This is a genomic window from Ammoniphilus oxalaticus (genome assembly GCF_003609605.1).
Classification (GTDB): Bacteria; Bacillota; Bacilli; order Aneurinibacillales; family RAOX-1; genus Ammoniphilus; species Ammoniphilus oxalaticus.
The window spans coordinates 308,609-333,913 of record NZ_MCHY01000006.1; the positions used below are offsets into that span (position 1 = coordinate 308,609).

The 25,305-nt window shown below is 41.1% G+C and carries 21 protein-coding genes; 11 read left to right on the plus strand and 10 right to left on the minus strand.

Annotated features, from left to right (window positions below; translation table 11 throughout):
• The first annotated feature begins 37 nt into the window (after positions 1–37).
• The 3 genes from BEP19_RS03600 to BEP19_RS03610 are packed head-to-tail and all read left to right on the plus strand — an operon-like array spanning position 38 to position 2,914.
• Positions 38–1,054: a FecCD family ABC transporter permease gene (locus BEP19_RS03600; RefSeq protein WP_120188467.1), complete on the plus strand. Its 1,017-nt coding sequence runs from the start codon at positions 38–40 to the stop codon at positions 1,052–1,054.
• Positions 1,047–2,087: a FecCD family ABC transporter permease gene (locus BEP19_RS03605; protein WP_120188468.1), complete on the plus strand. Its 1,041-nt coding sequence runs from the start codon at positions 1,047–1,049 to the stop codon at positions 2,085–2,087. Before BEP19_RS03600 ends, BEP19_RS03605 begins: the two co-directional genes overlap by 8 nt.
• Positions 2,088–2,122: 35 nt before the next feature.
• Positions 2,123–2,914, plus strand: coding sequence for an ABC transporter ATP-binding protein (locus BEP19_RS03610; protein ID WP_120188469.1), 792 nt, complete (start codon positions 2,123–2,125; stop codon positions 2,912–2,914).
• Positions 2,915–2,965: 51 nt separating this feature from the next.
• Here the strand turns inward: BEP19_RS03610 and BEP19_RS03615 are convergent, their stop codons facing one another.
• The 3 genes from BEP19_RS03615 to BEP19_RS17520 form a co-directional block, all read right to left on the minus strand.
• The gene (locus tag BEP19_RS03615; protein WP_120188470.1) at positions 2,966–3,160 is read right to left on the minus strand and encodes a hypothetical protein; all 195 of its coding nucleotides are present in this window, start codon (positions 3,158–3,160) and stop codon (positions 2,966–2,968) included.
• 83 nt (positions 3,161–3,243) lie between these two features.
• Positions 3,244–4,674: a cardiolipin synthase gene (gene cls, locus BEP19_RS03620; protein ID WP_120188471.1), complete on the minus strand. Its 1,431-nt coding sequence runs from the start codon at positions 4,672–4,674 to the stop codon at positions 3,244–3,246.
• A gap of 164 nt (positions 4,675–4,838) precedes the next feature.
• A complete protein-coding gene (locus tag BEP19_RS17520; protein WP_170145242.1) occupies positions 4,839–4,994 on the minus strand; it encodes a hypothetical protein in 156 nt (51 codons plus the stop codon).
• Positions 4,995–5,301: 307 nt separating this feature from the next.
• Here BEP19_RS17520 and BEP19_RS03625 point away from each other — a divergent pair, with 307 nt between their 5' ends.
• On the plus strand, positions 5,302–6,216 hold the full coding sequence (locus BEP19_RS03625) for an Rpn family recombination-promoting nuclease/putative transposase (RefSeq protein ID WP_245983294.1): 915 nt from the start codon (positions 5,302–5,304) through the stop codon (positions 6,214–6,216).
• A 130-nt stretch (positions 6,217–6,346) separates the two neighbouring features.
• On the opposite strand, the gene BEP19_RS03630 is transcribed toward BEP19_RS03625, so the two are convergent.
• Together BEP19_RS03630 and BEP19_RS03635 are read right to left on the minus strand one after the other, a co-directional pair.
• A complete protein-coding gene (locus BEP19_RS03630) occupies positions 6,347–7,543 on the minus strand; it encodes an RtcB family protein (protein WP_120188473.1) in 1,197 nt (398 codons plus the stop codon).
• Between the two features lie 330 nt (positions 7,544–7,873).
• Positions 7,874–9,454, minus strand: coding sequence for an FAD-dependent oxidoreductase (locus tag BEP19_RS03635; RefSeq protein WP_120188474.1), 1,581 nt, complete (start codon positions 9,452–9,454; stop codon positions 7,874–7,876).
• Positions 9,455–9,616: 162 nt separating this feature from the next.
• On the opposite strand from BEP19_RS03635, the gene BEP19_RS03640 reads away from it, so the two are divergent.
• A complete protein-coding gene (locus BEP19_RS03640) occupies positions 9,617–10,156 on the plus strand; it encodes a hypothetical protein (protein WP_120188475.1) in 540 nt (179 codons plus the stop codon).
• 358 nt (positions 10,157–10,514) lie between these two features.
• On the opposite strand, the gene BEP19_RS03645 is transcribed toward BEP19_RS03640, so the two are convergent.
• Together BEP19_RS03645 and BEP19_RS03650 are read right to left on the minus strand one after the other, a co-directional pair.
• Positions 10,515–12,212, minus strand: a complete 1,698-nt coding sequence (locus BEP19_RS03645) for a methyl-accepting chemotaxis protein (RefSeq protein ID WP_120188476.1) — start codon at positions 12,210–12,212, stop codon at positions 10,515–10,517.
• 337 nt (positions 12,213–12,549) lie between these two features.
• Positions 12,550–13,296, minus strand: a complete 747-nt coding sequence (locus tag BEP19_RS03650) for a MerR family transcriptional regulator (protein ID WP_120188723.1) — start codon at positions 13,294–13,296, stop codon at positions 12,550–12,552.
• Between the two features lie 219 nt (positions 13,297–13,515).
• Between BEP19_RS03650 and BEP19_RS03655 the strand changes: the two genes are divergently transcribed.
• The 6 genes from BEP19_RS03655 to BEP19_RS03680 all read left to right on the plus strand — a co-directional run bounded on the left by BEP19_RS03655 (position 13,516) and on the right by BEP19_RS03680 (position 22,077).
• The gene (locus BEP19_RS03655; RefSeq protein WP_245983297.1) at positions 13,516–14,442 is read left to right on the plus strand and encodes an Rpn family recombination-promoting nuclease/putative transposase; all 927 of its coding nucleotides are present in this window, start codon (positions 13,516–13,518) and stop codon (positions 14,440–14,442) included.
• Positions 14,443–14,722: 280 nt separating this feature from the next.
• Positions 14,723–15,904, plus strand: coding sequence for an endonuclease NucS domain-containing protein (locus BEP19_RS03660; protein WP_120188477.1), 1,182 nt, complete (start codon positions 14,723–14,725; stop codon positions 15,902–15,904).
• Positions 15,905–15,906: 2 nt separating this feature from the next.
• Complete coding sequence (locus BEP19_RS03665; protein ID WP_120188478.1) at positions 15,907–16,782, plus strand: GIY-YIG nuclease family protein; 876 nt, start codon at positions 15,907–15,909, stop codon at positions 16,780–16,782.
• Positions 16,783–17,085: 303 nt separating this feature from the next.
• Positions 17,086–18,312, plus strand: coding sequence for a site-specific DNA-methyltransferase (locus BEP19_RS03670; protein WP_120188479.1), 1,227 nt, complete (start codon positions 17,086–17,088; stop codon positions 18,310–18,312).
• A 58-nt stretch (positions 18,313–18,370) separates the two neighbouring features.
• Positions 18,371–19,090 carry a hypothetical protein gene (locus tag BEP19_RS17915; protein ID WP_245983361.1) on the plus strand — a complete coding sequence of 240 codons (720 nt, stop codon included), beginning with the start codon at positions 18,371–18,373 and terminating at the stop codon, positions 19,088–19,090.
• Positions 19,091–19,107: 17 nt separating this feature from the next.
• On the plus strand, positions 19,108–22,077 hold the full coding sequence (locus BEP19_RS03680; protein ID WP_120188481.1) for a type III restriction-modification system endonuclease: 2,970 nt from the start codon (positions 19,108–19,110) through the stop codon (positions 22,075–22,077).
• A 717-nt stretch (positions 22,078–22,794) separates the two neighbouring features.
• Here BEP19_RS03680 and BEP19_RS03685 read toward each other — a convergent pair.
• Genes BEP19_RS03685 through BEP19_RS03695 form a run of 3 tightly spaced genes read right to left on the minus strand, consistent with a single transcriptional unit; the run spans position 22,795 to position 25,252 of the window.
• The gene (locus BEP19_RS03685) at positions 22,795–23,604 is read right to left on the minus strand and encodes an energy-coupling factor transporter transmembrane component T family protein (RefSeq protein WP_170145243.1); all 810 of its coding nucleotides are present in this window, start codon (positions 23,602–23,604) and stop codon (positions 22,795–22,797) included.
• Complete coding sequence (locus BEP19_RS03690) at positions 23,601–24,449, minus strand: ATP-binding cassette domain-containing protein (RefSeq protein ID WP_120188483.1); 849 nt, start codon at positions 24,447–24,449, stop codon at positions 23,601–23,603. Before BEP19_RS03690 ends, BEP19_RS03685 begins: the two co-directional genes overlap by 4 nt.
• Positions 24,440–25,252, minus strand: coding sequence for an ATP-binding cassette domain-containing protein (locus BEP19_RS03695; protein ID WP_120188484.1), 813 nt, complete (start codon positions 25,250–25,252; stop codon positions 24,440–24,442). The genes BEP19_RS03690 and BEP19_RS03695 overlap by 10 nt, the downstream gene beginning before the upstream one ends.
• Positions 25,253–25,305: the final 53 nt, after the last annotated feature.

Consider the following 25,305-nt stretch of genomic DNA (forward strand, 5'->3'; position numbering starts at 1 on the left):
TTGTCTAATCTCGGAAGTAAAAAGGATAGAGGATAGCATGAAAAATATATTTTCCAATACAACATCCAAAATAGTAGGTTTAATTTTGGGGATAATCTTATGTTTAGTTTGTTTTATTTTAAGTGTCGCGCTAGGGCAAACCTCGATTCCATTGCAGACTGTATTGGATGCCGTGGTTCATTATGATGAGTCCATAACTGAACATGTTATTATAACGACTTCACGATTGACGAGAGCCGTGATTGCCGCTGTAATTGGCGCTAGCCTCGCCATAGCCGGCGCGCTCATGCAAGCTTTGACGAGAAATCCACTTGGAGCGCCAGATATAGTGGGTATTAATGCAGGCGCGGTATTCTTCATTGTTGTTTCAGCGACATTTTTTTCTGTTACTTCATTACTCCACTATATGTGGATCGCTTTTTTGGGGGCGGGGGTCGCTGGGGGGCTCGTTTATTTACTTGGATCTCTTGGTCGCGATGGTTTATCGCCGATTAAAATTGTATTAGCTGGGGCTGCGGTCACCGCTCTCTTTGTTTCTTTCACACAAGGATTATTAGTTATAAATGAGCAAGGGATTCAAAGTGTTTTATTTTGGTTGGCAGGGTCTGTCGCAGGCCGAAATATGGAAATGCTTTTAGCGGTACTACCATTTATGATCCCTGGAATTTTAGTCGCGTTGTCTTTAGGCAAGTCGATTAATATCTTGATTTCAGGTGAAGATGTTGCAAAGGGATTAGGTCAGAAAACAATGTTAGTTAAGGTCACGATGGGGGTTGTTGTCGTTTTTCTAGCGGGCGGGTCTGTTGCCATAGCTGGCTCGATTGGATTTATTGGTTTGATCGTCCCTCATATCGTTCGTGGGCTGATTGGGTTGGATTATAGGTGGATGATTCCCTATAGCGCTTTGATTGGAGCAAGTCTATTGCTTCTGGCAGATATAGCGGCAAGATTTATTATAATGCCTCAAGAAATGCCGATTGGTGTCATGACCGCTTTTTTGGGAGTCCCCTTTTTCATCTATATTGCGCGTAGGGGGCTAACACGAAATGACTAAATTTTATTCAATAAGAAATAAAACAGGTTCTATTTCCTTTCAGGTAAATAAAAAAACGCTATGCATTTTTTCTATTCTAGTGATTCTTTCTTTGTTCCTAATCCTGCTTAGTTTATCAATAGGGAGTAGTTTTATTTCCCCTTTAGCCGTTATGAAGCACCTATTTGGATTTGGTGATGATGAACATCACTTTATTCTGAATACACTGAGGCTACCAAGAACGTTACTTTCTTTTCTTGTTGGAGCGGCGCTCGGTGTATCTGGTTTAATTTTACTAGGGATTGTTCGAAATCCGCTTGCTTCCCCTGACATTATAGGGATTACGGGCGGAGCATCTGTAGGCGCAATTCTTTTCATTACTTACTTTATGGGAACAGTTAGTATTCAATGGCTGCCATTTGCGGCGTTATTAGGGGCTGCGCTCGTGTCGCTCGTGATTTATCTACTATCCTGGAATAAAGGGGTCACCCCTATTCGTCTCATATTGATCGGTATTGGGGTTGCGGCGGCTATGGGGGCTATCGTGACGATGTTTATTGTGATAAATGAGACTGCTGCAACGACGAAAGCATACCTTTGGATCACGGGAAGTCTGTATGGCGCAAGTTGGCGAGAGGTTATGTCCATGTTACCGTGGGTTCTTATTTTTATTCCACTCTCCCTTTTGTTTTCTAGAGCAGTAAATGTTAAAGAATTAGGGGATGATGTCGCGTTTGGACTTGGTGTCAACGTACAGCTTCATCGCTTGATCCTATTATTCATAAGTGTGTCATTAGCAGGTTCAGCGGTGGCATTTGCGGGCGGGATCGGTTTTGTTGGGTTAATTGCTCCGCATATGGCTCGAATGCTAGTCGGTCGTTCCTTCGCTAGTCTTATACCGATTTCGGCATGTCTAGGCGGAATCATCGTGGTCATGGCGGATACTGTCGCAAGGACCGCATTTTTACCGCTTGATATTCCAGCTGGAGTCTTTACTGCTGGAATTGGAGCGCCCTTTTTTATTTTTTTATTGTATAGAAATCGGAACATGTAAACAGTCTGATTCAAATATAAAAAGGAGTTGAGAAGATGAGTGTGTTAGAAGCAAGAGCCCTTACATTAGGGTATGGTGACGCGATTATAATACGTGATTTACATTTACACATTCCTGCTGGAAAAATAACAGTATTAATTGGGGCAAATGGCTGTGGTAAGTCTACTTTATTATGTTCACTTGCTCGTCTTATCAAACCAAAATTAGGGCATGTATTACTAGGAGAAGAGATAGTCGGCAAGTTATCTACAAAAGAAGTAGCCAAAAAACTAGCGATCTTGCCGCAAGGCCCCATCGCGCCAGAAGACCTTACAGTGTTGCAACTCGTGAAGCAAGGAAGATATCCGCATCAAAGCTGGATCAAACAATGGTCGACTGAGGATGAACAAGCAGTGAGTCAAGCTTTAGAGGCTACTCAGATGGAAGCATTCGCCCATCGAGCTGTAGATTCCCTATCTGGCGGGCAGCGCCAAAGAGCATGGATTGCAATGACGTTGGCCCAACAAACAGATCTCATTTTACTTGATGAACCGACAACCTATTTAGACATGGCGCATCAAATTGAAATATTAGACTTACTATTTGAGCTAAACGAAAGAGAAGGTCGAACAATTGTGATGGTTTTACATGATTTAAATCTTGCTTGTCGTTATGCTCATCATATTGTGGCTGTAAGTAATCAAAAGGTGTATTCACAGGGGAAACCCGAGCAGGTAGTCACTTCTACTATGGTAAAGGATGTATTTCGAATGAACTGTAATATTTCAAGCGATCCATTATTTGGCACACCTCTATGTATTCCACATGGAAGAGGGAGAAAGGTGTGAGCCTAATGAAATGGACACAATAGAATTTGTAATTTGAATATATCCATCCTTTTAATAACGATCGGTTGACGAATCGGTTATTCTTTTTCTTATAATCCAATCCATCACAACGACGACAAGCGTGATAAAAATAGAAAAACGTAAAGATTTGCCAAAGCTAGCTTGATCATAAATCCAAAAATAACTCAATAGAAAATTAGCGACGAAGGTAAAGAGGTATCCGAAAATATCTATCATTCCTTTCATGCTTTGGTGACGCCCGCCCTGTCGAATCGCTATTAACCTGTTTCATTTAGATTCGACAGGGTCTATCGTTTGTCTCCTGACGCTTACAAAATAGGGGAGAGCAGTCTGGAGACGGATTCCTTGAATTTGGTGAACATCGAGCGGTTTTCATAATCTTCTACCGTCAGTTCCTTTGAATCGAGCATATCGTCTTCAAACGTTTTGCGCAATGCTGACGCTGTTTCGCCATCATATAAAAACGCGTTCACTTCAAAATTCAATCGAAAACTACGCGGGTCAATGTTCGCGGTGCCGACCGAGGCGATCGCGTCATCGGCGACGACCATTTTTGCATGGATGAATCCTTTCTCATAAAGGTACACTTTGACGCCCGCTTTCAGCAATTCGCCCGCATTGGACAATGTCGCCCAGTAGACAAACGGATGGTCGGGCTTGTTGGGAATCATAATCCGCGTATCGACGCCAGACAGAGCCGCAATTTTCAAGGCGTCTAACAGGGTGTCGTCTGGAATGAAATAGGGCGTTTGCAAGTAAACGTACTGTTTGGCGGAGAAGATCATCTTCACATAGCCATTTTTAATTTGCTGCTGCTCCGTGTCGGGACCACTTGAAACAATTTGGGCCGAAACGTTGCCAGCTGGTTGCGGATCTGGAAAAAAGCGTGGTTGGTAGGTCAGTTTATTTCGACGGGACGCTTGATTCCAATCCAAGATAAAGCGCGTTTGCAAGGCATGGACAATTTTTCCCTCGGTACGAAGATGCGTATCGCGCCAATAACCAAACTTTGGATCCAATCCGAGGTACTCATCCCCGACGTTGAAGCCGCCAACATAGCCAATCGCGCCATCAATGATCACCAGTTTGCGGTGGTTTCGGTAGTTTAAATGCAAATAGGGGAAAAAAGCTTCAGTCCGTCCGCCCGCTTCGCGATACGCTTTGAAAAAGGAGGACGTGATTTTTCTGGACCCCATGTAGTCATAGAGCAGCTTTGTCTCAACGCCTTGCTTCGCTTTGTTCGTCAGCGCTTCCACCAAACGCCGCCCCAACCCATCCTCGCGAATGATGTAATACTGAATATGAACATGATTGGTCGCCTGTTCGATATCGTGGAGCAACGCATCGAATTTTTCCCGCCCGTCGGTGAAAATCTTCACCTCATTATCTTCTGTAAACAACGCCCCATCATCAACGAGGTGCATGTAAATTTGTTCTTTGCGCGTTGAGCAGTCGTCATGTTGAAAGGGGAAAGTCCCTTGTTTAATCGATTCAATTTGGTCCGTAATCTGTTCTTTTATTCCGATCTTTTCCTTGCCGACCCACTTAAACATCTTTTTGCGCGACAAGTTTTTCCCGAAGATCAAATACAGGACAAAGCCGACGATCGGCAGAAAAACAAGCACCATCAGCCAAGCCCAGGTTGCCCCGGAGTTGCGTCGTTCGAAAAAGATAATGACAATCCCAAAAAAGATGTTCACAAAAAATAAAACGCTTAATATTAGCGAAAAATAGTCCACCTCGCGCCCCCTCTTAGATGTGATGTTTTCCATTAATGTCGAACCGATACCGAATCCGAATTTTGTGTACCCCCAATTATAAAGGAAACTATCGAATATTGCCTGTTGATTTAATATTGACGTTAATTGGAAAACTGATCTTTCAAAAAGGGAAGCAAAACATCTTACTTTAACTTCTTCTCATCGATTACACTTGCGCTGTAGAACAATTCCATTTCCTTGCGTTGATTAGCATCCGACCGATTCACAAAATCAGAGGAGGTAATAAAGCGCTGAGTAATTCGACCCTTAAGTCTTTTAATCGGAGATAAATCAGACATGTTATCGCCCCCCACGAATGAAATGGAATTACCATAAAGAGTCACCAATACCTTATTCTAACTCTTTAGGATCATCTCTATTCGTAGCCGTCAGCGGCGAGGGATGCGCTTAAATCGGCTAATGCTCAGACTCCTTTTTATGGATAACAGCATGGAATAGTGTTGATTTTTAAAGAAGCTCATTTTTCAAAAGGGATTCCCTCAAGCCATCTCCGAATTGATCAATGTCCTTTTTGAATAAGTTAGTTGGCATACCAAAAACCTGCTATAATATAGATACAGTAAGGTTTTGAGGAAGGTGGATCGTATGATGGAAGACGACAGTTATCCGGATGAACCAAAAGAAAGAGTCGACCATGATCGCTTATTCAAAGAGTTAATTGGGACGTTTTTCGAGGAATTTATGTTACTGTTTTTTCCAAAAGCGTATGAATCCATTGATTTCGAACATACCGTATTCTTGTCAGAAGAATTGTATACCGATATTGTAAAAGGCGAAAAAAGGCGGGTTGATCTCTTGGTCGAAACACGTTTAAAAGGCGAACAGGCTTTGATCATTATTCATGTCGAGCCTCAATCCTACGTTCAACCTGACTTCCAAGACCGAATGTTCGTCTACTTTAGCCGATTGTATGAAAAATATCGCAGAAAAATCTTACCGATCGCAATCTTCAGCTACGATAAAAACAGAGATGAACAGGACACGTTAGACATCTCTTTTCCCTTTTTCGACGTGATGAAATTTCAGTATTTAAAAATTGAATTAAAGAAGCAAAACTGGCGCGACTATCTGAAACAGGATAATCCAGTTGCAGCTGCGCTTCTGAGTAAGATGGGATACACCGAAGATGAACGGGTAAAAGTAAAGGTAGAATTTCTCCGCATGTTAGTTCGACTCGAACAAGATCCAGCGCGCACGCAACTACTCACAGGTTTTTTTGAAACGTATTTAAAATTATCAAGACAAGAAGAACAACAATTCGAACAAGAATTGAACAAATTAAAACCAGAGGAGGCCAAACAAATGATGGAGATTACAACCTCTTGGCATAAAAAAGGTAGAGCAGAAGGTAGAGCGGAAGGCCTAGCAGAGGGAGTAGCAAAAGGAAAAGCAGAAACTGCAAAAAACATGCTGATGATTGGCATGGATAAAGAACTGATTGCCAAAGTAACAGGACTGAGCAAAGAACAAATCGATAAATTACAAAAAGAATTGCATTAAGTAAACAGCTTGCCACCATCGCAATTTGCGTAAACGTGAGACTAAAACAAGCAATCTTGCCCGCTAGATTATTCTAGTAGACAAGATTGCTTGTTCAGTAGATTTAATCCTTGCAGCCGCGTTTCAGACATTAAGCCATACAGACACCAATTGGTTTCAATACGTGCAGGACGTCTAACGTATTTTTGTGGGCGTCGAGTACGTCTTGCAACTTTTTGTATACAAACGGACTTTCGTCGGGTCCGCCGCCGCGCAGTTCTACGCCGAATTGTTTGACTGCTGTCATCATTTCGTCCTCACTGATCGCGCCGCCGCGGCGTTTTCTTGTTCGCCAGTTCATTCGACCCGCTGCTTGTGTTCGGCTCATGACGCGTCCCGCGCCGTGGACCGTGCTGTAGAAAGCGTCTTTATTTTCCTGGGTGTCCTTACCTTGCACGATTACCGAAATATCTCCCATGCTGCCCCCGATAAAGCCCACCTGACCTGGCGCCGAAGGTGTAGCCCCTTTTCGAACAACGACAAATTCTTTGCCGTTATGTTCTTCTTTCCAGGCATAGTTGTGATGATTGTGCGCTTCGAAAGTGGACTCCGCATTCAAAATATCAAGCACGCGATCAAGCACATAGTCACGGCCGGCATAGGCGTAGCGGCCCGCCAAACTCATCGCCCTAAAATACAAGTCGCCTAACTCCGAATCCATGTCAATCAGCGTCGGGGGTTGATTCATACTTTCTTGCGGCGCTTTATCGCCAAACTTTAGCCCGCTCGCTAAATTGAGGAAGCCCGTTGCTGTTCGATGCCCGAAACCTCTGCTGCCAAAATGATTGGCAACCCAGATCGCCTGCGTCGACTCTTCCACAAAAATATCGACATAATGATTCCCCGAACCGACCGTGCCCAGCTGATCCCTCGCTAGCTTTTTGAGAGAATCATGCTCCCTTTGGCCAAACTCTTTATATACATTCCAGTCTTCATCATCAAACAACTCATGATCGACTTTCTCTTTATTCACGCCGCCAACGCCAAACACAATCGCGTCTTCAATCTCGTCCATGATTGTTGAAATTTTAGGTTTCACATCATCGTAGGTGAGATTGGTTCTAACCGCTTTGTTCCCGCAGGCAATATCATAACCGACCCCAGATGGAGCAATCTGACCCTCGTACACAACGACACCGCCGACTGGCTGCGAATACCCAACATGGTGATCGGCCATTAACAAAACCGCCTCGACATTACCATGCTTCGCGCACGTTACGGCCTGCTCCACCGCGCCCTCCATCGGGTCTCCCCACACTTTTACACCATTAACAACTTGATATTTCATGGATAAGCTGACTCTCTCCTTTTAGTTGATCTTTGTCTACTATTTCGATGCTTCACTGATCAAAAAGCCTTTTATTTATCATCAGGCATGGGACATAAACACTGTCAATGATTTAGTTTACCGATACAAAATGAATCTGGCAAATGGGAAGGGGGGACTTTTCCGAGATATAGGCGAGTCCGCCTTTTTTAAACTAAAAAAGAGGATGTGAAGAACTGGGGGGAGGTTGTGGGGGTCAGTGATAACAAGTAAAAGTAGGGTAGTTGTTCAGAGAAGCCTTTTTACGATGTTGTGGAAAACCGTTTCTCTGAAGCTACCCTTTTACTATCTTTAGTAACCGGAATCATCCGATGTCAAATTATCAATCATGCTGTAATCATACTGCTGCAATGGCTTTTCGGCGGGACCTTCGACGACTTCCCCTGTGTATGAGAACCTCGAACCGTGGCAAGGGCAATCCCATGTTCGATCCCCGTTGTTCCATTCCACTTCGCAACCAATGTGGGTGCAGGTGGTATCTACAATGTGGAGACAGCCTGCTGGATCCCGATAAGCTCCTTTTCGTTCCCCGTCGATGCTAATAATCCCACCTTCGTCATTTCCGATCTCGTCCCACGTTTTATGAGGCATTTCAAATTTACCTTTTAGTAATTGGCCGACGACATTCGCATTTTGGACGAAAAAGTTTTTCAAACTTGGATTGGCGTAAAAGCGTGAGGGAGAATATAAATCTTGGTATCGGTTCTTTTTTTTCAAAACAACATCGCGGAACAGGAACGCGGCAACGGCGCTGGTCGTCATTCCCCACTTTCTGTATCCTGTCGCGATCATAATGTTCGATTCCTTACTTGTTATTCCACCAATATAAGGGACCTTGTCCAGTGTGATCAGATCTTGCGCGGACCAGCGATAGGCGATTTTCTCAAGTCCAAAAACTTGTTCGCCAAAAGTCTCCAGCTTTTTGTAATGATCAAGCGTGTCCCCACCTTGACCTGTTTTGTGATCTTCACCGACTATCAACACGAATTCCTCGCCATTGATCATCGCGGAACGCAGTGAACGCGTCGGTTTGTCCACGCTGACGTACATTCCGCCAGGGTACTTCTTTTTCGTTTTTGCGGCAAGAACGTAGGAACGACTCGCATACATTCTGGAAGAATAGAGGCCCAAACCTTCGTAAAAGGGGAAGTGGGAGCAGATCAGCGCATGATTAGCGGTCACGCGATGGTTTTCTCGGGTGAGAACGGTTGGATGCTGATCATCCGTTTGGATATTAACCGCTGTTGTATTTTCATAGATCAATCCGCCTTTTTCAGTAATCAAGCGGACCAGCTGCGCCATGTATTTTAAGGGATGAAATTGCGCCTGCTCTTTCATGACAAGTCCATTTTGGATCTCTATATCAAAAGGAATCTCATCCACTAACCCGCCATCGATGCCTAGCTTCTCATAGGCCGCGGCTTCCTTTTCAATTTTTAGCTTGTATTCCTCCGTCGTCGCGTATAGGTATGCATCCTGTTTCTGAAAGTCGCAATCGATGTGGTGCTGCTCCACCATCTGCTCGATAAACTGCAAAGCGTCCAGATTGGCTTCATAATATAACCGCGCTTTGCTTCTGCCCATCGAGCTGATCAGTTCATCATAAATTAAACCGTGTTGAGCGGTTACTTTTGCGGTCGTATGACCCGTCGTTCCATTCAGTAATCGATCGGCCTCCAATACAGCCACTTTTAACCCCTCATTTACCAATAGATAGGCAGACGTAAGCCCAGTCATGCCGCCGCCAACAATGACCACATCCACATCGATGTTTTGCTCTAAGCGAGGAAAAGGAGGTAATCCAACGGAATCGGGCCAATAGGATTTAGAGGTTTTTGGCAGCATTCCAGTGTCATGGGTATTTTTCGTCATCGTAATCTCCCCCTCGTCAATTCCTATTAGGGTCTACAGGGGTGGGAAAATTATACATCTGTTATTATGTAAGCTTGGATGGTTAGGTATATAACTCGTATTTTTTTACATACAGTTGGGTCGCGCGGGAATTTTATTAGTAAAAGAGAGGGGGTTCCACGCTTGAATTTTGTCGCCTGGATGATCATTGCTAGTGAAATTGGCTTTTGGATCGTGATTGTTTTGGGTTTAGTCACTCGGTATGTCCTAAAGAGAAATAAACTCGGCTTGTTATTACTTGCCTTAACGCCTGTCATTGATTTAATTTTGTTACTGGCTACGAGTGTGGATTTGTATCGCGGAGCAACGGCAACAACGATGCATGCTCTTGCGGCTGTTTATATCGGTGTTTCTATCGCTTATGGGAAAAGCATCATTCAATGGACAGATGAAAGATTCCGTTATTATGTAACGAGGGAGGGGGCCAAGCCGATTCAACGGTTTGGAATGGACTATGCCATTCACTATTTAAAAAGTTGGGGAAGACATGTACTCGCTTATTTGATCGGCGCCGGCCTGTTGACAGGAATGGTTTATCTCATTCATAATCCATCTCGAACAGAGGCCTTGATTGGCGCGCTAAAAGTATGGACACTCGCGTTAGGGATCGATTTCGTAATCTCAATTTCAAACTTTATTTGGCCCAAAAGGAAGAAAGCCTAACGCTTCAACTTTGGACGTATGAATACTCGCTCATTTTGATGGTAAATCTAAAAGTTTTCCCTTTCCCAAATTTTATTTAGCCTATAGCGTCAAAAGTGAAGGCGCTGAAATGAAGAAACGAGCGAGTGGCGCATGCGCAATTGAAAATGGGTGAAGCGGATTCCATGTTCAGCGGCACGTATGAAGGCGCGTCCACTTTCCGCTTTTTCCGCAAGATTATATCCGGACTGGAATCGTATTCCATTAAAATCTATCGCCAAATCTTAAATATGCTCCACCCTTGTCTAGAAGGGTGGAGCATATAGGATGTTACCTGACTTGATTAGATAAAAAAGCGGGAATTTCAGTTAAAGGTGAATTAAATTCTAAAACGGTGAACTAATTCATTTAAATCATTGGCCAAGCTAGCCAATTCATTTGAGCTTGAGCTAACTTCTTGCATTGAACTACTCGTTTGTTGCGATGAAGCGGATGTTTCTTCGATTCCAGCGGCGGATTGCTCTGAAATTGCTGCAATCTCTTGAATCGAACGATTCATTTCATGGCTATCATTTGTAATATCCGATAAATTTGTGGTCACTATATTTATATTTTGAACGACATCTTCAATTGCTTTCGTAATATCGCCAAAGGTCATTCCGGTCGTTCTCATATGTTCCGTTCCCTTTTCAACTTGGATATAGCCGTCTTGCAATGACTCCGTTACGATATGTGTTTCCTGCTGGATGCTGTGAACAATATCAGTGATATCCGTGACTGAAACAGAGACACCTTCCGCTAGTTTACGGACTTCATCTGCAACAACCGAAAATCCGCGCCCATGCTCTCCGGCGCGAGCAGCTTCGATCGCCGCGTTTAGAGCTAAAAGATTTGTCTGATCGGCAATCGTCTGAATAACAGAAACAAGCTCTGAGATCCGTTGCGACTGCTTGTCTAAATTTTGCACCTTTTGCACGGCATCTCGCACAATTTCATCAACAATGTTCATCTGACTTCTTGAGGTTTCCATCAATTGGTAACCATCGCTTGTCAACTGTAGTACTTCATTAGAGGCTTGCTGAACATCATGACCATTTTCATTCGCTTCTACCACTTTTGATGTGAACACACTTGTTAGGGAAGAAAGCTCACCGGAATGGTCCGCTTGCATCTCTGATCCAGAGGCCAATTCCTCCATTGTCGCCGCAATTTGTTCAGATCCAGCCATCACTTCACTTGCCGCTTGGGTTAATTCTTCGCTTTGACTGCTGACTGTTTCCGAAACACGATTGATTTCAGTTAATAATTCTCTCATATCTTTACTCATTTCATTCGTTGCCTGACAAAGTTGCCCTGTTTCATCGATAAGCTTCGTTTCCAGTGGTTCCATGCTTAAATCGCCTGCCGCGATCGCTCTCATACGCTCAATGATCATTTTAATTGGACTTGAAATTGAATTCGAAGTAACGATCGCTGTTGCGATCCCTATAACCACAAGAAGTACAGACACAACGATACCGAATACCAATGTCTGTTGTCCTTCTCTTATAGCTGTATTTCCGAGCTCCATTAACTGGGCTTGTTGTTCAACCGCTAAATTCTTAAATCCATTTTTGACCTCTCTAGAAAGCGTTGTCATTTCTGTTAACTTTTCCATTGCTGTGTCGATGTTTCCCTTTTGATACTCATTTATTACATCATTGACAACCAACGTTTCCCATTCATGTTTCTGTTCAAACAAACGGTTAACCTCGGTCGAGGCGTTTAAAGACAAGAGAGCTTCCTGGAATTGCTTACCCTCCTCTAAATACCTGTTGAATAGTTCTACGTATTCAGGGTCCCCTTCGCTTAATACATACCCTCTCACAGTAGCCAACATCTCAGCGGCATTAAATGCGATGTCCCCAGCTAGCGCTACAATGGGTGTATCTTCCTCTATGATCACCCTCGTATTGTTGCTCATATGGTTAACCGCCAGGTAATTATAAACGCCTAAAATACCAACCAATAGCAATACTAACGAAAAGCCAAATAACATCTTAGTCCTGATTGTTCTAAACCTAATAAATCTGCCCATTTCATTTTCCATCCTTTATTTTTTATTTATATAAGCCTATTATCCTAGTATCGGCAAAAGGGTGGAGGGTGTTTAGGATCACCTCAAAACACTAAGTAGAGACTTTACTCCTGGTAGCGGAAAAGGTAGAGCAGAACGCGGGGTAGCAGGAAAAGGGGAAGCTGCAAAAAACATGTTGATGATTGGTATGGATAAGGAACTGATTGCCAAAGTAACTGGACTGACCAAAGAGCACATTGATAAATTACAAAAAGAACTGCATTAAGTAGACCACATTGTTAGATCAGCCCTATACTCCACGTTTGTGAGGCATAGGGCTGTTTTCGGTTGCTACGTCTTATTTTGTGTTGTTATCCGCATAAACAGTCATCGCATCGCGCATAAATGTTGCCAAGCCATCGCCAAATTGGTCAATGTTCTTTGTGAATCGTTCGTCGTCCACATACATTTGGCCCAATGCTCGGAATGCGTCTAGGGAATACGCATGGCCCGTTTGCTGAATTAAAAAATCATACCATTCCTTAATCCCCGCTTGCGCTTCCGCTGAGTCAGGTGAAGTGTTTCTGAGTTCCGCCAATTTCCGATAGATGTCATTCATGTTCTCGTTTATCTCCTTTTGTTGCGCTTCTGACAACTTGCTTCGATTCGCGTTCGACTTTTCAACCGCCTCATCTCCCCAACGCTCACGCGCCTCTTGTTCATAGGGGTTATGACTAAAGTCAAAACCCTCAAACTTCTCTTTGTTCGACATTTGAATCTCTCCTTTTGCATGTCGGATGGTCTTATCAATGGTCGTGATCATGTTGTCGATCCGTTGGCGTTTCTCTAGCAACATCTTCCGATGCAGCTGGAGCGCATCCTGACGATCAAACGATGGACGATTGATGATCTCTTTTATCTTTTTAAGAGGGAAGTCGAGTTCTTTGAAAAATAGGATTTGTTGCAACGTCTCGATATTTTCATCTGAGTAAAGACGATAGCCAGACTCGGTTGTCTTCTCAGGAGTTAGCAACCCGATCTCATCATAATGATGCAGCGTACGCACACTAATGCCAACCAAATCAGCGACTTCTTTAACTTTCATCATCGTGTTCCCCCTTCCCTTTTTACTTTAAAGTATAACGTTACGAGAGAGTCAATGCTGAATTTGGAAAAGGGATTTGAGGATACTTCGTCGCGCGCGGATTGTGTTTGTGAGGTACAGGCTAACAATTTCCTTTGGCAAACGTAAAAAATGCAATGATCGCGCGTCAAAAACTTGCTATAATATAGATACAGTAAGGTTTTGAGGAAGGTGAACCGTATGATGGAAGACGACAGTTATCCGGATGAACCAAAAGAAAGAGTTGACCATGATCGCTTATTCAAAGAGTTAATTCGGACGTTTTTTGAGGAATTTATGTTACTGTTTTTTCCAAAAGCGTATGAATCGATTGATTTCAAACATACTGCTTTCTTATCTGAAGAAGTGTATACCGATATTGTGCAGGGCGAGAAACGACGAGTTGACCTGTTGGTCGAAACACGTTTAAAAGGCGAACAGGCTTTAATCATTATTCATGTCGAGCCTCAATCCTACGTTCAACCTGACTTCCAAGACCGAATGTTCGTCTACTTTAGCCGATTGTATGAAAAATATCGCAGAAAAATCTTACCGATCGCAATCTTCAGCTACGATAAAAACAGAGATGAACAGGACACCTTAGACATCTCTTTCCCCTTTTTCGACGTGATGAAATTTCAGTATTTAAAAATTGAATTAAAAAAACAGAATTGGCGCGACTATCTGAAACAGGATAATCCCGTTGCAGCGGCATTACTGAGCAAAATGGGTTACGCCAAGGATGAACGGGTAAAAGTAAAGGTAGAATTTCTGCGCATGTTAGTTCGACTTGAACAAGATCCAGCGCGAACGCAACTACTCACAGGATTTTTTGAAACGTATTTAAAGTTATCAAGACAAGAAGAACAACAATTCGAACAAGAATTGAACAAATTAAAACCAGAGGAGGCCAAACAAATGATGGAGATTACAACCTCTTGGCATAAAAAAGGTAGAGCAGAAGGTAGAGCAGAAGGTAGAGCGGAAGGCCTAGCAGAAGGTAAAGCAGAAGCAAAAGCAGAAACTGCAAAAAACATGCTGATGATGGGCATGGATAAAGAACTAATTGCCAAAGTAACCGGACTAACTAAAGAGCACATTGAAAAATTACAAAAAGAACTGCATTAAGTAAACCGCATTGTTAGATAAGCCCTATACTCTACGTTTGTGAGTGTAGGGCTGTTTGGGATGGTTTGCTAAGAATCGCAAAAAACTGCCTCGTCCGCGCCCCTTTTATATAAAAATCCCTTAATAATTTCCAGTGGCAAAAGAATGTTTTAAAGCATGAGGGGGAATGGATTTTACGCTCGATGAAGTTAATTCTAGTTGTGGTATAATTGAGGCTAAATACCTAATGTGAAGAGAGCTCAATCAATACCAATCTATTGAAATATCGGGAGAGATCAGCATGGTTGTTCTATCTGAACAGGAAATTGAAGATATTGTCGCGCTTCACCCCGAGTTAATCGAAACGGGTCTTACGTTATTGGAAAGACAGGGGCAGTTGGAAAATCGGCGGACGGACCTCATGTTTAAAGACGCTCAAGATCGGTTGTTGGTTGTCGAATTGAAAAAGGGGATTGTGATCGAAGCGGACGTCGATCAGATCGAAGACTATCTGCAGCGGGTAAACAAAATCAAGCAGGGCGACAACAGGGCAATGATCATTGGGGAAGCCGTTCCCCCTTCAATTCGATCAATCTGCGAGGATAAGGGAATCGAGTGGAAAGAAATCAAGGATGAAGCGCTTTATACATACCTCCAACAGCATAATCCTTCATTACTCAACGAAGTCTTTTTTGAAGAAAAATTACATGAAAAAGCAAAACAAGTAGAAACGATGAGTTTTCATGATTATCTACAAGCAACCACCTCTCCGTTTGGCGGACCCTATTCATCTTACCAATTTTTCAAACCACGAGATGCCAGCACGGAATTAAGCGACAATCTCGAAGCAAACCAAGTCGTAGCTGACGAAATCAAACAAATCATCTTAGAATATCCATTTGATCGAACGTTGTTTCATGGCGCGATTCGCGTAAAAAGGAATGAAAAAACAGAGCCGAGGTGGGAAGTCAAAACGAGTAACGGCGCCTGGCAAGGGTACGTCATCGATTATGATCTCTATCTCAAAAACAACCCCGAAGCGATCCCGTGTGAATTATATTTGGGGACCATTGGATACAGGGGGAACCCGAGAGCGGTATATGCGGATGAAACATCGCGGTTTATCGTGTTAGACATTGGCAAGGGGAAGGAGAAAGTATCCACACAGTATGGATTTCATAAATATTTGAGAACGCAACAAAAAGCGTTGTTTCCTTTTTACGAATTAAAATTCAATGCAAAAGGAACGCCCAAGGAAAACTGGCAAAGCATTTACGATCGATTGAGTCAGTACGGGTATGCTGTGAGAGAATCGGATGATGGAAAATCTCAGCTGCTTTGGATCGGGGAGATTGGATTAAACAAAGAAACAACAGCAACAGAAATCGCCAATCTAATCGAAGCCTTATTTGCCGTCACCATCGTAAAATCTCATTTTATGAGGGAAGGTAGAGGGATGTCGTTTGAGTTTTTGGAGGGATGAAAATGGCAGGAAGTTTAATACGTTTGTTTCTAGTAGATGGGAATCCAAATGGACTTAGAACCGTTGAAATATCGAATATGACAATCTATGCAACTATATTTCCAAGAACAAAATTATCTCAGTTTCTAGATCGGAAAGAGTCTACCAGGCCTGGTTGTTATATTTTGTTAGGAAACAGTATCGAAGACCCAGATAAAGCGATCGTTTATGTTGGTGAAGGCGAGTCCGTCGGCGCAAGACTTAAAAGCCATGCTCGTGGTGAAAAACAGAAGGATTTTTGGGATGAAGCGATTGTATTTACTTCAAAAGATGACTATATCACGAAAACTCAAATCCAGTATCTTGAATCTGAAATATATCGCTTGCTTCAACAATCAGAGAGAGCGGAGCTTGCGAACAATCAAATCCCTTCTAGTCCCAACCTTTCTGAAGTAGATACTGCGGAAATGAAACAATTCTTAAATGCGATTCGACTGATTCTATCATCCGTCGGAATCGATGTGTTGGAGCCGCAAAGAATTGAGTCTGATACAGAAACTATCAAAAGGGAACTTATTTATCGTTTTAGCGTGAACAGCGCAGAGGCTAAAATGACAATTGAAGAGGACAAGTACATCGTTCTTAAAGGTTCTACAGCAGTGATACAAGAAAGACCATCGGCGCCTCCTGGAATTACAAAATTGAGGGAATCCTTAGTTAGCAGCGGTGCACTAAAAGAAAATAGGAATAAAAATCTTTATGAATTCACAGATGACTATATATTCAATAGTCCGAGTTCTGCCGCTTCCGCCATATCAGGGGGTTCAGAAAATGGCAGAATACAATGGAAGTATAATGGTAAAAGTTTAAATGATATGGAATCGAGAGAGTTAGCGTAGATTTATTATATAGGGGGCAGGGATAGAAATTTATTTCTTGGATGTTGGCGGTTCAAGCTTTGGGACCATTCCTCTGTGGTGATGTATCTACGTTAATAAAGAATTAGATGAAACTGTAATCTATAGTAAAAGGAAAAACAGGAAAGTTTTATATGGTATCATGTGGCTAGAAACGATTGTTTTAGGTGGGTCGATGGGATCAAGAGAAGGGGAGTTGACACTCAACTTATCTTTTATTCATAAACTAGTAAAATTAAGTTGAAGGAACTGAAACGGATGTAACTGATAAGGAGTGACTAGATTTTGTTGAAGAACAACTTAAAATACAATGAAGAAGTTAAACCCAATACTGCTTTTATAAATGAATTAAGAGGAAAACTTCCACAATTTTTTACTGCGGACAAATTCGATGAAGAAGGGAATTTGGTAGAGGAAGGAAATTTTGATCTAGATAAATTCCAAAGAATGCTGAAAGATAAAAATATCGAAGAACTGTCCAGTGGATATCAATTAGATTTTATCGGGAAAGACTATGCAAAGAAACAAGCGGGTGAGTTTGCTAAAACGGTCATAGTTCCCGACCTTGATCATAATGGACTAGCTGAGAATAGAAATAGTAAGAACTTGTTTTTTACAGGGGATAATTTAGAGGTATTGCGCCATCTTCAAAATAATTATAGCCAATCTATTGATATGATTTACATAGATCCTCCTTATAATACAGGTTCGGATGGATTTGTTTACCCCGATAAATTTGAATATAGCGACCAAGCATTAAAGGATATGTTTGGGATGAGTGATACAGAGCTAGAGCGTTTGAAAAGTATCCAAGGAAAAGCTACACATTCAGCGTGGTTAACATTTATGTACCCAAGACTATGGTTGGCAAAGAGGCTACTTTCTGAGAAAGGTATAATTTTTATATCTATTGACGATAACGAACACTCGAATTTGAAGTTGATATGTGATGAAATTTTTGGAGAAATATCTTATGTTGGGAGTATTGGATGGGAATCAAAAACAAAATCACAAAACACAAAAACGTCTTTTGATAAATTACAACCTAAGATAGAAACTATATTGGTATACTCTAATGTTACAGTCAATCATTTCAATTTAATTGTTACTGGTGAAAAAGAATATCCTTTTACAGATAAGGATGGAGTTTATAGAGAATATGTGTTGGAGTCAATGAGTTCTGAAGGGACTCGAGGTAGAAATACAATGATCTTTGACATCGAGGGAATAAGTCCTCCAGAAGGGATGCAGTGGAAATTAGGAAAAGATTCAATTGAAGAATACAGGAATAAAGGAAGTTTAAGCATAAGAGAAGGGAAAATAATTATTAAAATTAGACCTAATGAGGAAAAAAACTATCAAACCGAGCCATTTTGGGGCTTTTTTTCTAAATCTATTGGTACAGCCGAAACTGCAAAAAGGGAATTAAATCAACTGATGGGAATTAACGGGTTGTTTGACACAGTTAAACCTTCTGCATTGGTAAAAAGGGCTTATTTTTCATGCTTCTAATAAAAATAGTATTATATTAGACTTTTTTGCGGGATCAGGAACAACCGCTGATGCAGTCATGCAATTAAATGCTGAAGACGGTGGAAATCGTCAGTATATTATGGTTCAACTTCCTGAAATGACATATCTCCTCGATAATAATGGAACAAAGGTTCCAAATAAAGGGGGCGAATCTGCCTATAATTCGGGCTATATGTCTATAGACCAAATGAGCCGTGAGCGGATTAAAAGGGCGAGTAAAAGAATTCAAGAAGAAGCTGGATTAGCATTACCAGAACACTTTGATGGTGGGTTTAAGCATTATTATGCTGTGGCTCCTGAGCAACCTACACTAAATGATATTGAATCATTCGATATCGAATCGGGGTTATTTGTAGATAATAGTGGACAGTTAGTCAACTTATTAGAAAGCGGATTCGATGATATGATTCAACCATTTTCGTCGGAAGGGTTAAAGGTAAAGGGGAATGCTAGCGGTGTCGATACGATTGTGACAACATGGCTCGTAACCGATGGGTATAAAATGGATGTGCAAGCGGAAAGTCTCGACATTGCCGGTTACAAGGCTGCTTATATTGAACAACACCGATTATATTTAGTTCTTCCTGAATGGAATGCAGAGCAAACAAAAACACTCTTAAATTTAATCGGAACTAATCAACTAAGTCTTCAAACGATTGTATTGTACGGCTACTCATTTAACCTAGAAAGTGTTCGTGAACTTGAGATTGGTTTAAGACAACTCGATAGCAGAGTCAATCTGATAAAAAGGTATTAAGGAGATAGGCATAAAAGATGAAAATCTTATTAGAAGAACTACCTCACCAAGAAGAAGCTCTAAGAGCGATAATGGACAGTTTTACGGGCATAGATCATGCCTCCACTGATCCAAATGCGGGAGATGTGTATGCTAACCCTCTAATTCTCGGAAGATATCATGAATCATCTAATATTGATGTCAAGATGGAGACGGGGACAGGTAAAACATTTGTCTATACTAGATTGATGTATGAAATGCATCAGCAATACGGAATCTTTAAATTTGTAATAGTTGTCCCAAGTCCAGCAATAAAGGAAGGAACGAAAAATTTTATCCAAAGCGACTATGCAAAGCAATACTTTGCTCCCATTTACGAGAATGCCAGGATTGAACTAAATGTTATCAATGCGGGAGATTTCAGAGCGAGATCTGGGCGGAAAAATTTCCCTGCGCATCTGCTTAATTTTGTTGAGGGAAGCAGACAAAATTCTAATACAATTCAAGTGCTATTGATCAATGCAGGCATGTTAAATTCTTCAAACATGAAGAAAAATGACTATGATCAAACATTAATGGGAGGCATAACAAGTCCAATACAAGGGATTCAGAATACTCGTCCGATCGTAATTATTGATGAGCCACATCGTTTTCATCGGGATAAGGCAAATTATCGAGCGATTGAAACGATTAATCCCCAGATAATTGTTCGTTTTGGAGCTACCTTTCCCGATACCACGATAGGGAGAGGAAAAAACAAGGTAATAAAAAAAGATTATTATCGTGGAAATCCGCAATTTGAATTGAATGCTATAGATAGTTTCAACAACGGCTTAGTCAAAGGGATTGATATTTACTATCCTAACTTAACAGAAGAACAGGCAAAAAATCGTTATATTATAGACCGTGTTACTGCGAGAGAATTGGTGCTCAAACAAGGTAGTAACAATTGGGAACTGCGTGTTGGCGATAATTTAGCCGAAGTGGACTCTGGATTTGAAGGAAACATTGAATATGCCGGCTCTAGATTGTTAAGCAATGAATTAGAGCTTGCCAAAGGGATGATTTTAATCCCAGGAACGTATCGATCTTCCTATCAAGAATTGATTATTAGGGATGCGATTGATAAGCATTTTGAAATTGAGCAGAAAAATTTCTTGAGAAACGGTGCTAGAGATAATAATGAGCCGAAAATCAAAACGTTAAGTTTGTTTTTTATTGATAATATAAATAGTTACCGTAAAGAAGACGGTTGGTTAAAGGAAACTTTTGAGCGTTTATTGAAAGAAAAACTATCTCGATTAGTCTCAGAATATGAATTTAAACGTTTACCAAGAGAACAAGAGTATCTAGAATTTTTAAGGGCAACTCAAATAAGTCTAGCTCTCGGAGACGACAAGCAAAATGTTCACGCAGGTTATTTTGGTGAAGATCGTGGTTCAGGTGAAGAGGCAATTCAAGCGCAAGTTGATGATATATTGAAAAATAAGGAAAAGTTACTTAGCTTTAAAAATGACAAGGGAGATTGGGAGACAAGACGCTTTCTATTCTCAAAATGGACGTTACGCGAAGGCTGGGATAATCCTAATGTTTTTGTAATCGCTAAATTACGAACATCCGGTAGTGAAAACAGTAAAATACAGGAGGTTGGGCGTGGATTACGACTCCCCGTCGACGAAACAGGAAAGCGAGTTCAGCAAGATGAATGGCCATCTAGACTAGCTTTCTTAATTGGGTATGATGAAAAAGATTTTGCAAAAAATCTTGTAGGTGAGATCAATAGTGACGCCAAGCTTCAATTGAACGAAGAAAAGTTAACAGATGAAATGATTACCTTAATAGTTACAGAGCGTCAGAAAACAGATTCAGCATTTACAGATGAAATATTACTTGGGAATTTGGATGAGTTGGGCATAATCAATCGTAAAAATGAATTTAAAAAGGCTGTTGAAATAGATGGTGTTCAGAAAGATGGCTTTGTATGGTTGGTTGAATTGTATCCCGAATTGAACACCACACGATTACGGGAGGGTAGAGTAGATGAACCGCAAAACTCTCAAACTAAAACCCGAGTGAAATTAAGGAAAGAAAACTGGGAAAAAGTAAAAGAACTTTGGCGGCAATTTTCGAATCGCTATATGTTGAAATTCGAGCGCATCCCTCAGACGATTCAACAGATGGCTGATGATATCGTTGGTAATGCAGAATTATATGAACGGCAAGTTCCTATACAAATACATGAATCTGTATATGCAAGCGAAGATAAGAAGAGTGTTGGGTTAAAAGAAAGAGATGGTGAATATGAACTAATTTATTTACCTGGAATGTCTTACGGAAAATTCGTTAAAGCCATTCATACGGCGACAGGTATTCCTGTTAAAGCCATTCATACAAATTTATTTCGCGTGATGAAATCTGATTTACGAGGCGACTCAAGATACTTAAGTGAAGTGTCGTTGCAAAATATAACACGTGAATTTAAGAAGCGTTTTGATGAAGTATTCGCGCAGACTTACGAATATAAAAAATTAGCTTTTCAAGCGCATACATCTCTTTACAATCCTGACACGGATAGTTTTGTAGATGATCTAAATGCAGAAATTCTTGGTGTTAATATAGATCATCAAGCGATTGAAGACGGTCGTTACCTTTATGAAGTTCCACCAATGAGATATGACAGTGTGACGCCAGAAAGGGAACTACTGAGACATGATTATCATAAGAGGGTAACTGTCTTTGGGAAATTGCCAAGAAGAGCTATTCAAGTGCCCAAATATACGGGTGGCTCTACAACTCCTGATTTTATTTATATGATTGAAAAAGAAGACGACACAAATGTGTATTTGCTTGTAGAGACAAAGGCGGAAAATATGAGGATAGGTGATCAACGTATTGTAGAAGTTCAAAAGAAATTCTTCGAAAATTTAAAAGAGAATGCTGTTGAATTTGAAGAAGCCACTAGCGCGCAACAAGTCTATTCGGCTATTAGAAAACTAGCAGAAGAATAGGAGAAGTTACGGTATGCATAAAAAACGGAATTTATTGAATTTGATTAAAGATAACCGCTACGGCGAAGCTTTGCTTCACCTTACTGAAGGGGGCCAGTCCCCGCTCGAATCATGTCGAATTACTAGATAGGTGGGCACATGAAATCTCGCAAGAATGGGAGTAGGCCTTGTTTGAGGTGGAAGCGGGGAAATTTATAGAGAATCATAAGAACAAAAAAGGAACGCATGTACGAGTGACATGGGTTCCTTTCTCCGATTACGTAAACGTATGTACGAGTGACACGAGTTGTACGTATCTCTTTTATTGTATTCATTATCGGCGGGAGGTATGCTCTTGTCAAGAAAAGCGGTGTGTAATATGGATTATCAAAAGAAAACTGATTTAATTATTTGTTTCGATGAAAACGGCAAGCATGCTAGTGATCAATATAACGGCTTTGTTACAAAACGAATATACACCAATCTGGTATACATATTGTCGAAACTATTTAACACAACACTAACCGTAATTCCTCTTTGTCGTTCAACAATTCCTGAATGTTCATAAATTGACTTACCTTGCCGGTAATCGAAATACTGACTTTACGATGAGGAACTGCTTGTAACCGCCCACGGCCAAGCTTCGCTTCACCTTGCTAAAGGTAAAGGGACCAGTCCCCAATCGAATCATGTCGAATCCCTATGAGGCAGGTGAGTGGGTTACCTGTTTTGCTCTTACTAGCAAAGCCCTAGTCGAATACAAACAGTGATGAGCAATAAAAGGATTGCGATAAAGACGATAATGATATCAGCCCTCGATGATTTATGTAATCTAAGAGGTGTTCTCTCTACTCGATCCCCTTGATAACAACGGGCATCCATCGCTGTTGCAAGCTCTTCCGCGCGTAGTATGGATTGGACAAACATCGGCATGAGCAATGGAAATATACCACGCGCCCTTTTCAGGATAGTACCTCGATGGAAACCGTTACCTCTAGCGATTTGAGCTTTTCTAATTTTATCAAACTCATTGGCTAGAATAGGCAAAAATCGGATCGAAATGGTAAACATCATGACCCCTTCATGGACGGGGAATTTAATCTTTTTTAGCGGCTTCATCAATGCCTCCATTCCTTCAGCAAGGATGATCGGGGAAGTTGTTAAAACAAGCATAGTCAAAATGATGATAATGCCCGCAATCTGTAAGCACATGGAGAGTCCTGAATAGATCCCGTCCAGATTTATAGGCGCATTCGCGTTTCCTATTATATTCGTATCCGTTTCAGGCGGTAAAATAAAAATATGGTATATCATTGTGGACAAAAAAAGGAAAAGAACGGAGCCGATTGCAATGAATAATACCTTCCAAGAAAGTTCAGCTATTTTCCACAAAACAATAAGACCAGCTAGTAGTAGCGATGCCATGATTAAATTATTATTTATGATTAAGGCCAATGTCACTGCGATGGCAAACAATATTTTTGAGCGAGGATCTCTTTCTCCTATGTAGGAAGTATTTGATTGAAATAACAACCCTCCATTATTCACTTTTTCACCCCCAAACTTTTTAAAATCACCTGGGCGACTTGATCTACATCCCACGGCTGATCCGAAACCGACAACCCTTTATTTTGGAGAAAATGATTGAGCGCAATAAAAGGCAACGGCTTTAAATGGTTATCATGTAAAAAGTCAACATCTGATAATACGGTTAAGGGTTTTCCGTCCTTGATAATGCTTCCGTTTTTAAACACAACTAACCGTTCGGTATGCGAAATAATTTCCTCCCATCTATGAGTGACTAAAAGAATGGTCACTCCTGTGTTGTTCAGTTGATGAAGAACCTTAAACAAGGCGGTCCTTGATGGAAAGTCTAAGCCAACGGTTGGTTCGTCCAAGATTATGGTTTGGGGACGAAGAGCCAACACGCCAGCAAGCGCGACACGGCGTTTTTCTCCGCCGCTTAAGTCTAATGGGTGCCGATGTTTGAATGAGTTAAAATCAAGATTAACCTTGTGCATTGCTTCTTTGACGCGTTTTTCAATCTCAATGTCTTTCATGTTCTCTGACTGATTTTTTAGACCAAAGGCAATGTCTTCAAAAACAGTAGAAGCGAATAATTGATGTTCGGGGTATTGAAAGAGAAAACCGATCGTATTGTAAAGCTCGTATCTCTTTTGCAGGTGTGGATTTGCTCCTTGAATTAAGATTTCACCTTCCGTAGGCTTTAACAATCCTTTCAACAATTGAATAAAGGTAGACTTTCCAGATCCTGAATGACCAGCAATCCCGACAAACTCTCCCTGTTGGAAAGATATATTTATTTCTTTCAAAACGTTTGGGGTTCTTTTTGCATCATAGGAGAAAGATAAATTTTTTACTACTATTTCCATAATGCCGTCACCAATTCCTCTAAAGTAGGCCAGGCTGGAAGAGTGATCCCACCCGCTTGTAATCGATTGCTAAGCGCAGGTAGAAATGGAATTTCTAATCCACATTGTTGCGCTAGCGTTTCTTCCTGTAATAATGAAGCAGGAGTATGTTCGCCCACAATCTTTCCTTCATGGAATAAAAAGATGCGGTCTGCTTGAACGATCTCTTCCAAATGATGCGTGATATAGATGATACCGAGACCAAGCTTATTCTTTAATTCAACGATAGTGGATAATACAGAATTTCTTGCGGCTTCATCTAGCATAGATGTGGCTTCGTCCAGTATGAGATATTTTGGGGATAACGCTAAAGCGGCAGCAATTGCTAGTTTTTGTTTTTCTCCGCCTGATAAAGCATATACAGAATTCTTCTTCTTATTTTGCAGTCCTACCTTTTCAAGAGACCACTCGATTTGTTTATCCATATTTTTCTGTTCATAAGCAATATTTGATAGTCCAAATGCAATATCTTCTTCTACCGTTGTGCCAACAATTTGATTTTCTGGATTTTGGAATATCATTTGAGCTTTTTTTCGAATAGACCACTGATGTTCAACTACGCTTGTATCTAAATCATCTACCAAGATTTTTCCCTTGCTTGGGATATGCAGCGCATTCAAGAGACGGGACAGAGTTGATTTTCCAGACCCATTCCTTCCTAAAAAAACGACAAACTCCCCTTCATCAATTGATAGGGATATATTTTCCAGGATGGAGGGCCCGTTATTTTCATACTGAAATGAAACATTGCAGATATTGATCATTCTTTACCCCTTAATTATAAAAATTTATACATAATATAATTTAATGCTATATA

Excerpts from the sequence above, each read along its gene's own strand:
- BEP19_RS03600 (WP_120188467.1), top strand. The coding sequence starts at position 38 with ATGAAAAATATATTTTCCAATACAACATCCAAAATAGTAGGTTTAATT.
- BEP19_RS03605 (WP_120188468.1), top strand. The coding sequence starts at position 1,047 with ATGACTAAATTTTATTCAATAAGAAATAAAACAGGTTCTATTTCCTTT.
- BEP19_RS03610 (WP_120188469.1), top strand. The coding sequence starts at position 2,123 with ATGAGTGTGTTAGAAGCAAGAGCCCTTACATTAGGGTATGGTGACGCG.
- BEP19_RS03615 (WP_120188470.1), bottom strand. The coding sequence starts at position 3,160 with ATGAAAGGAATGATAGATATTTTCGGATACCTCTTTACCTTCGTCGCT.
- BEP19_RS17520 (WP_170145242.1), bottom strand. The coding sequence starts at position 4,994 with ATGTCTGATTTATCTCCGATTAAAAGACTTAAGGGTCGAATTACTCAG.
- BEP19_RS03625 (WP_245983294.1), top strand. The coding sequence starts at position 5,302 with ATGATGGAAGACGACAGTTATCCGGATGAACCAAAAGAAAGAGTCGAC.
- BEP19_RS03630 (WP_120188473.1), bottom strand. The coding sequence starts at position 7,543 with ATGAAATATCAAGTTGTTAATGGTGTAAAAGTGTGGGGAGACCCGATG.
- BEP19_RS03635 (WP_120188474.1), bottom strand. The coding sequence starts at position 9,454 with ATGACGAAAAATACCCATGACACTGGAATGCTGCCAAAAACCTCTAAA.
- BEP19_RS03645 (WP_120188476.1), bottom strand. The coding sequence starts at position 12,212 with ATGGGCAGATTTATTAGGTTTAGAACAATCAGGACTAAGATGTTATTT.
- BEP19_RS03650 (WP_120188723.1), bottom strand. The coding sequence starts at position 13,296 with ATGAAAGTTAAAGAAGTCGCTGATTTGGTTGGCATTAGTGTGCGTACG.
- BEP19_RS03655 (WP_245983297.1), top strand. The coding sequence starts at position 13,516 with ATGATGGAAGACGACAGTTATCCGGATGAACCAAAAGAAAGAGTTGAC.
- BEP19_RS03660 (WP_120188477.1), top strand. The coding sequence starts at position 14,723 with ATGGTTGTTCTATCTGAACAGGAAATTGAAGATATTGTCGCGCTTCAC.
- BEP19_RS03665 (WP_120188478.1), top strand. The coding sequence starts at position 15,907 with ATGGCAGGAAGTTTAATACGTTTGTTTCTAGTAGATGGGAATCCAAAT.
- BEP19_RS17915 (WP_245983361.1), top strand. The coding sequence starts at position 18,371 with ATGCAATTAAATGCTGAAGACGGTGGAAATCGTCAGTATATTATGGTT.
- BEP19_RS03680 (WP_120188481.1), top strand. The coding sequence starts at position 19,108 with ATGAAAATCTTATTAGAAGAACTACCTCACCAAGAAGAAGCTCTAAGA.
- BEP19_RS03690 (WP_120188483.1), bottom strand. The coding sequence starts at position 24,449 with ATGGAAATAGTAGTAAAAAATTTATCTTTCTCCTATGATGCAAAAAGA.
- BEP19_RS03695 (WP_120188484.1), bottom strand. The coding sequence starts at position 25,252 with ATGATCAATATCTGCAATGTTTCATTTCAGTATGAAAATAACGGGCCC.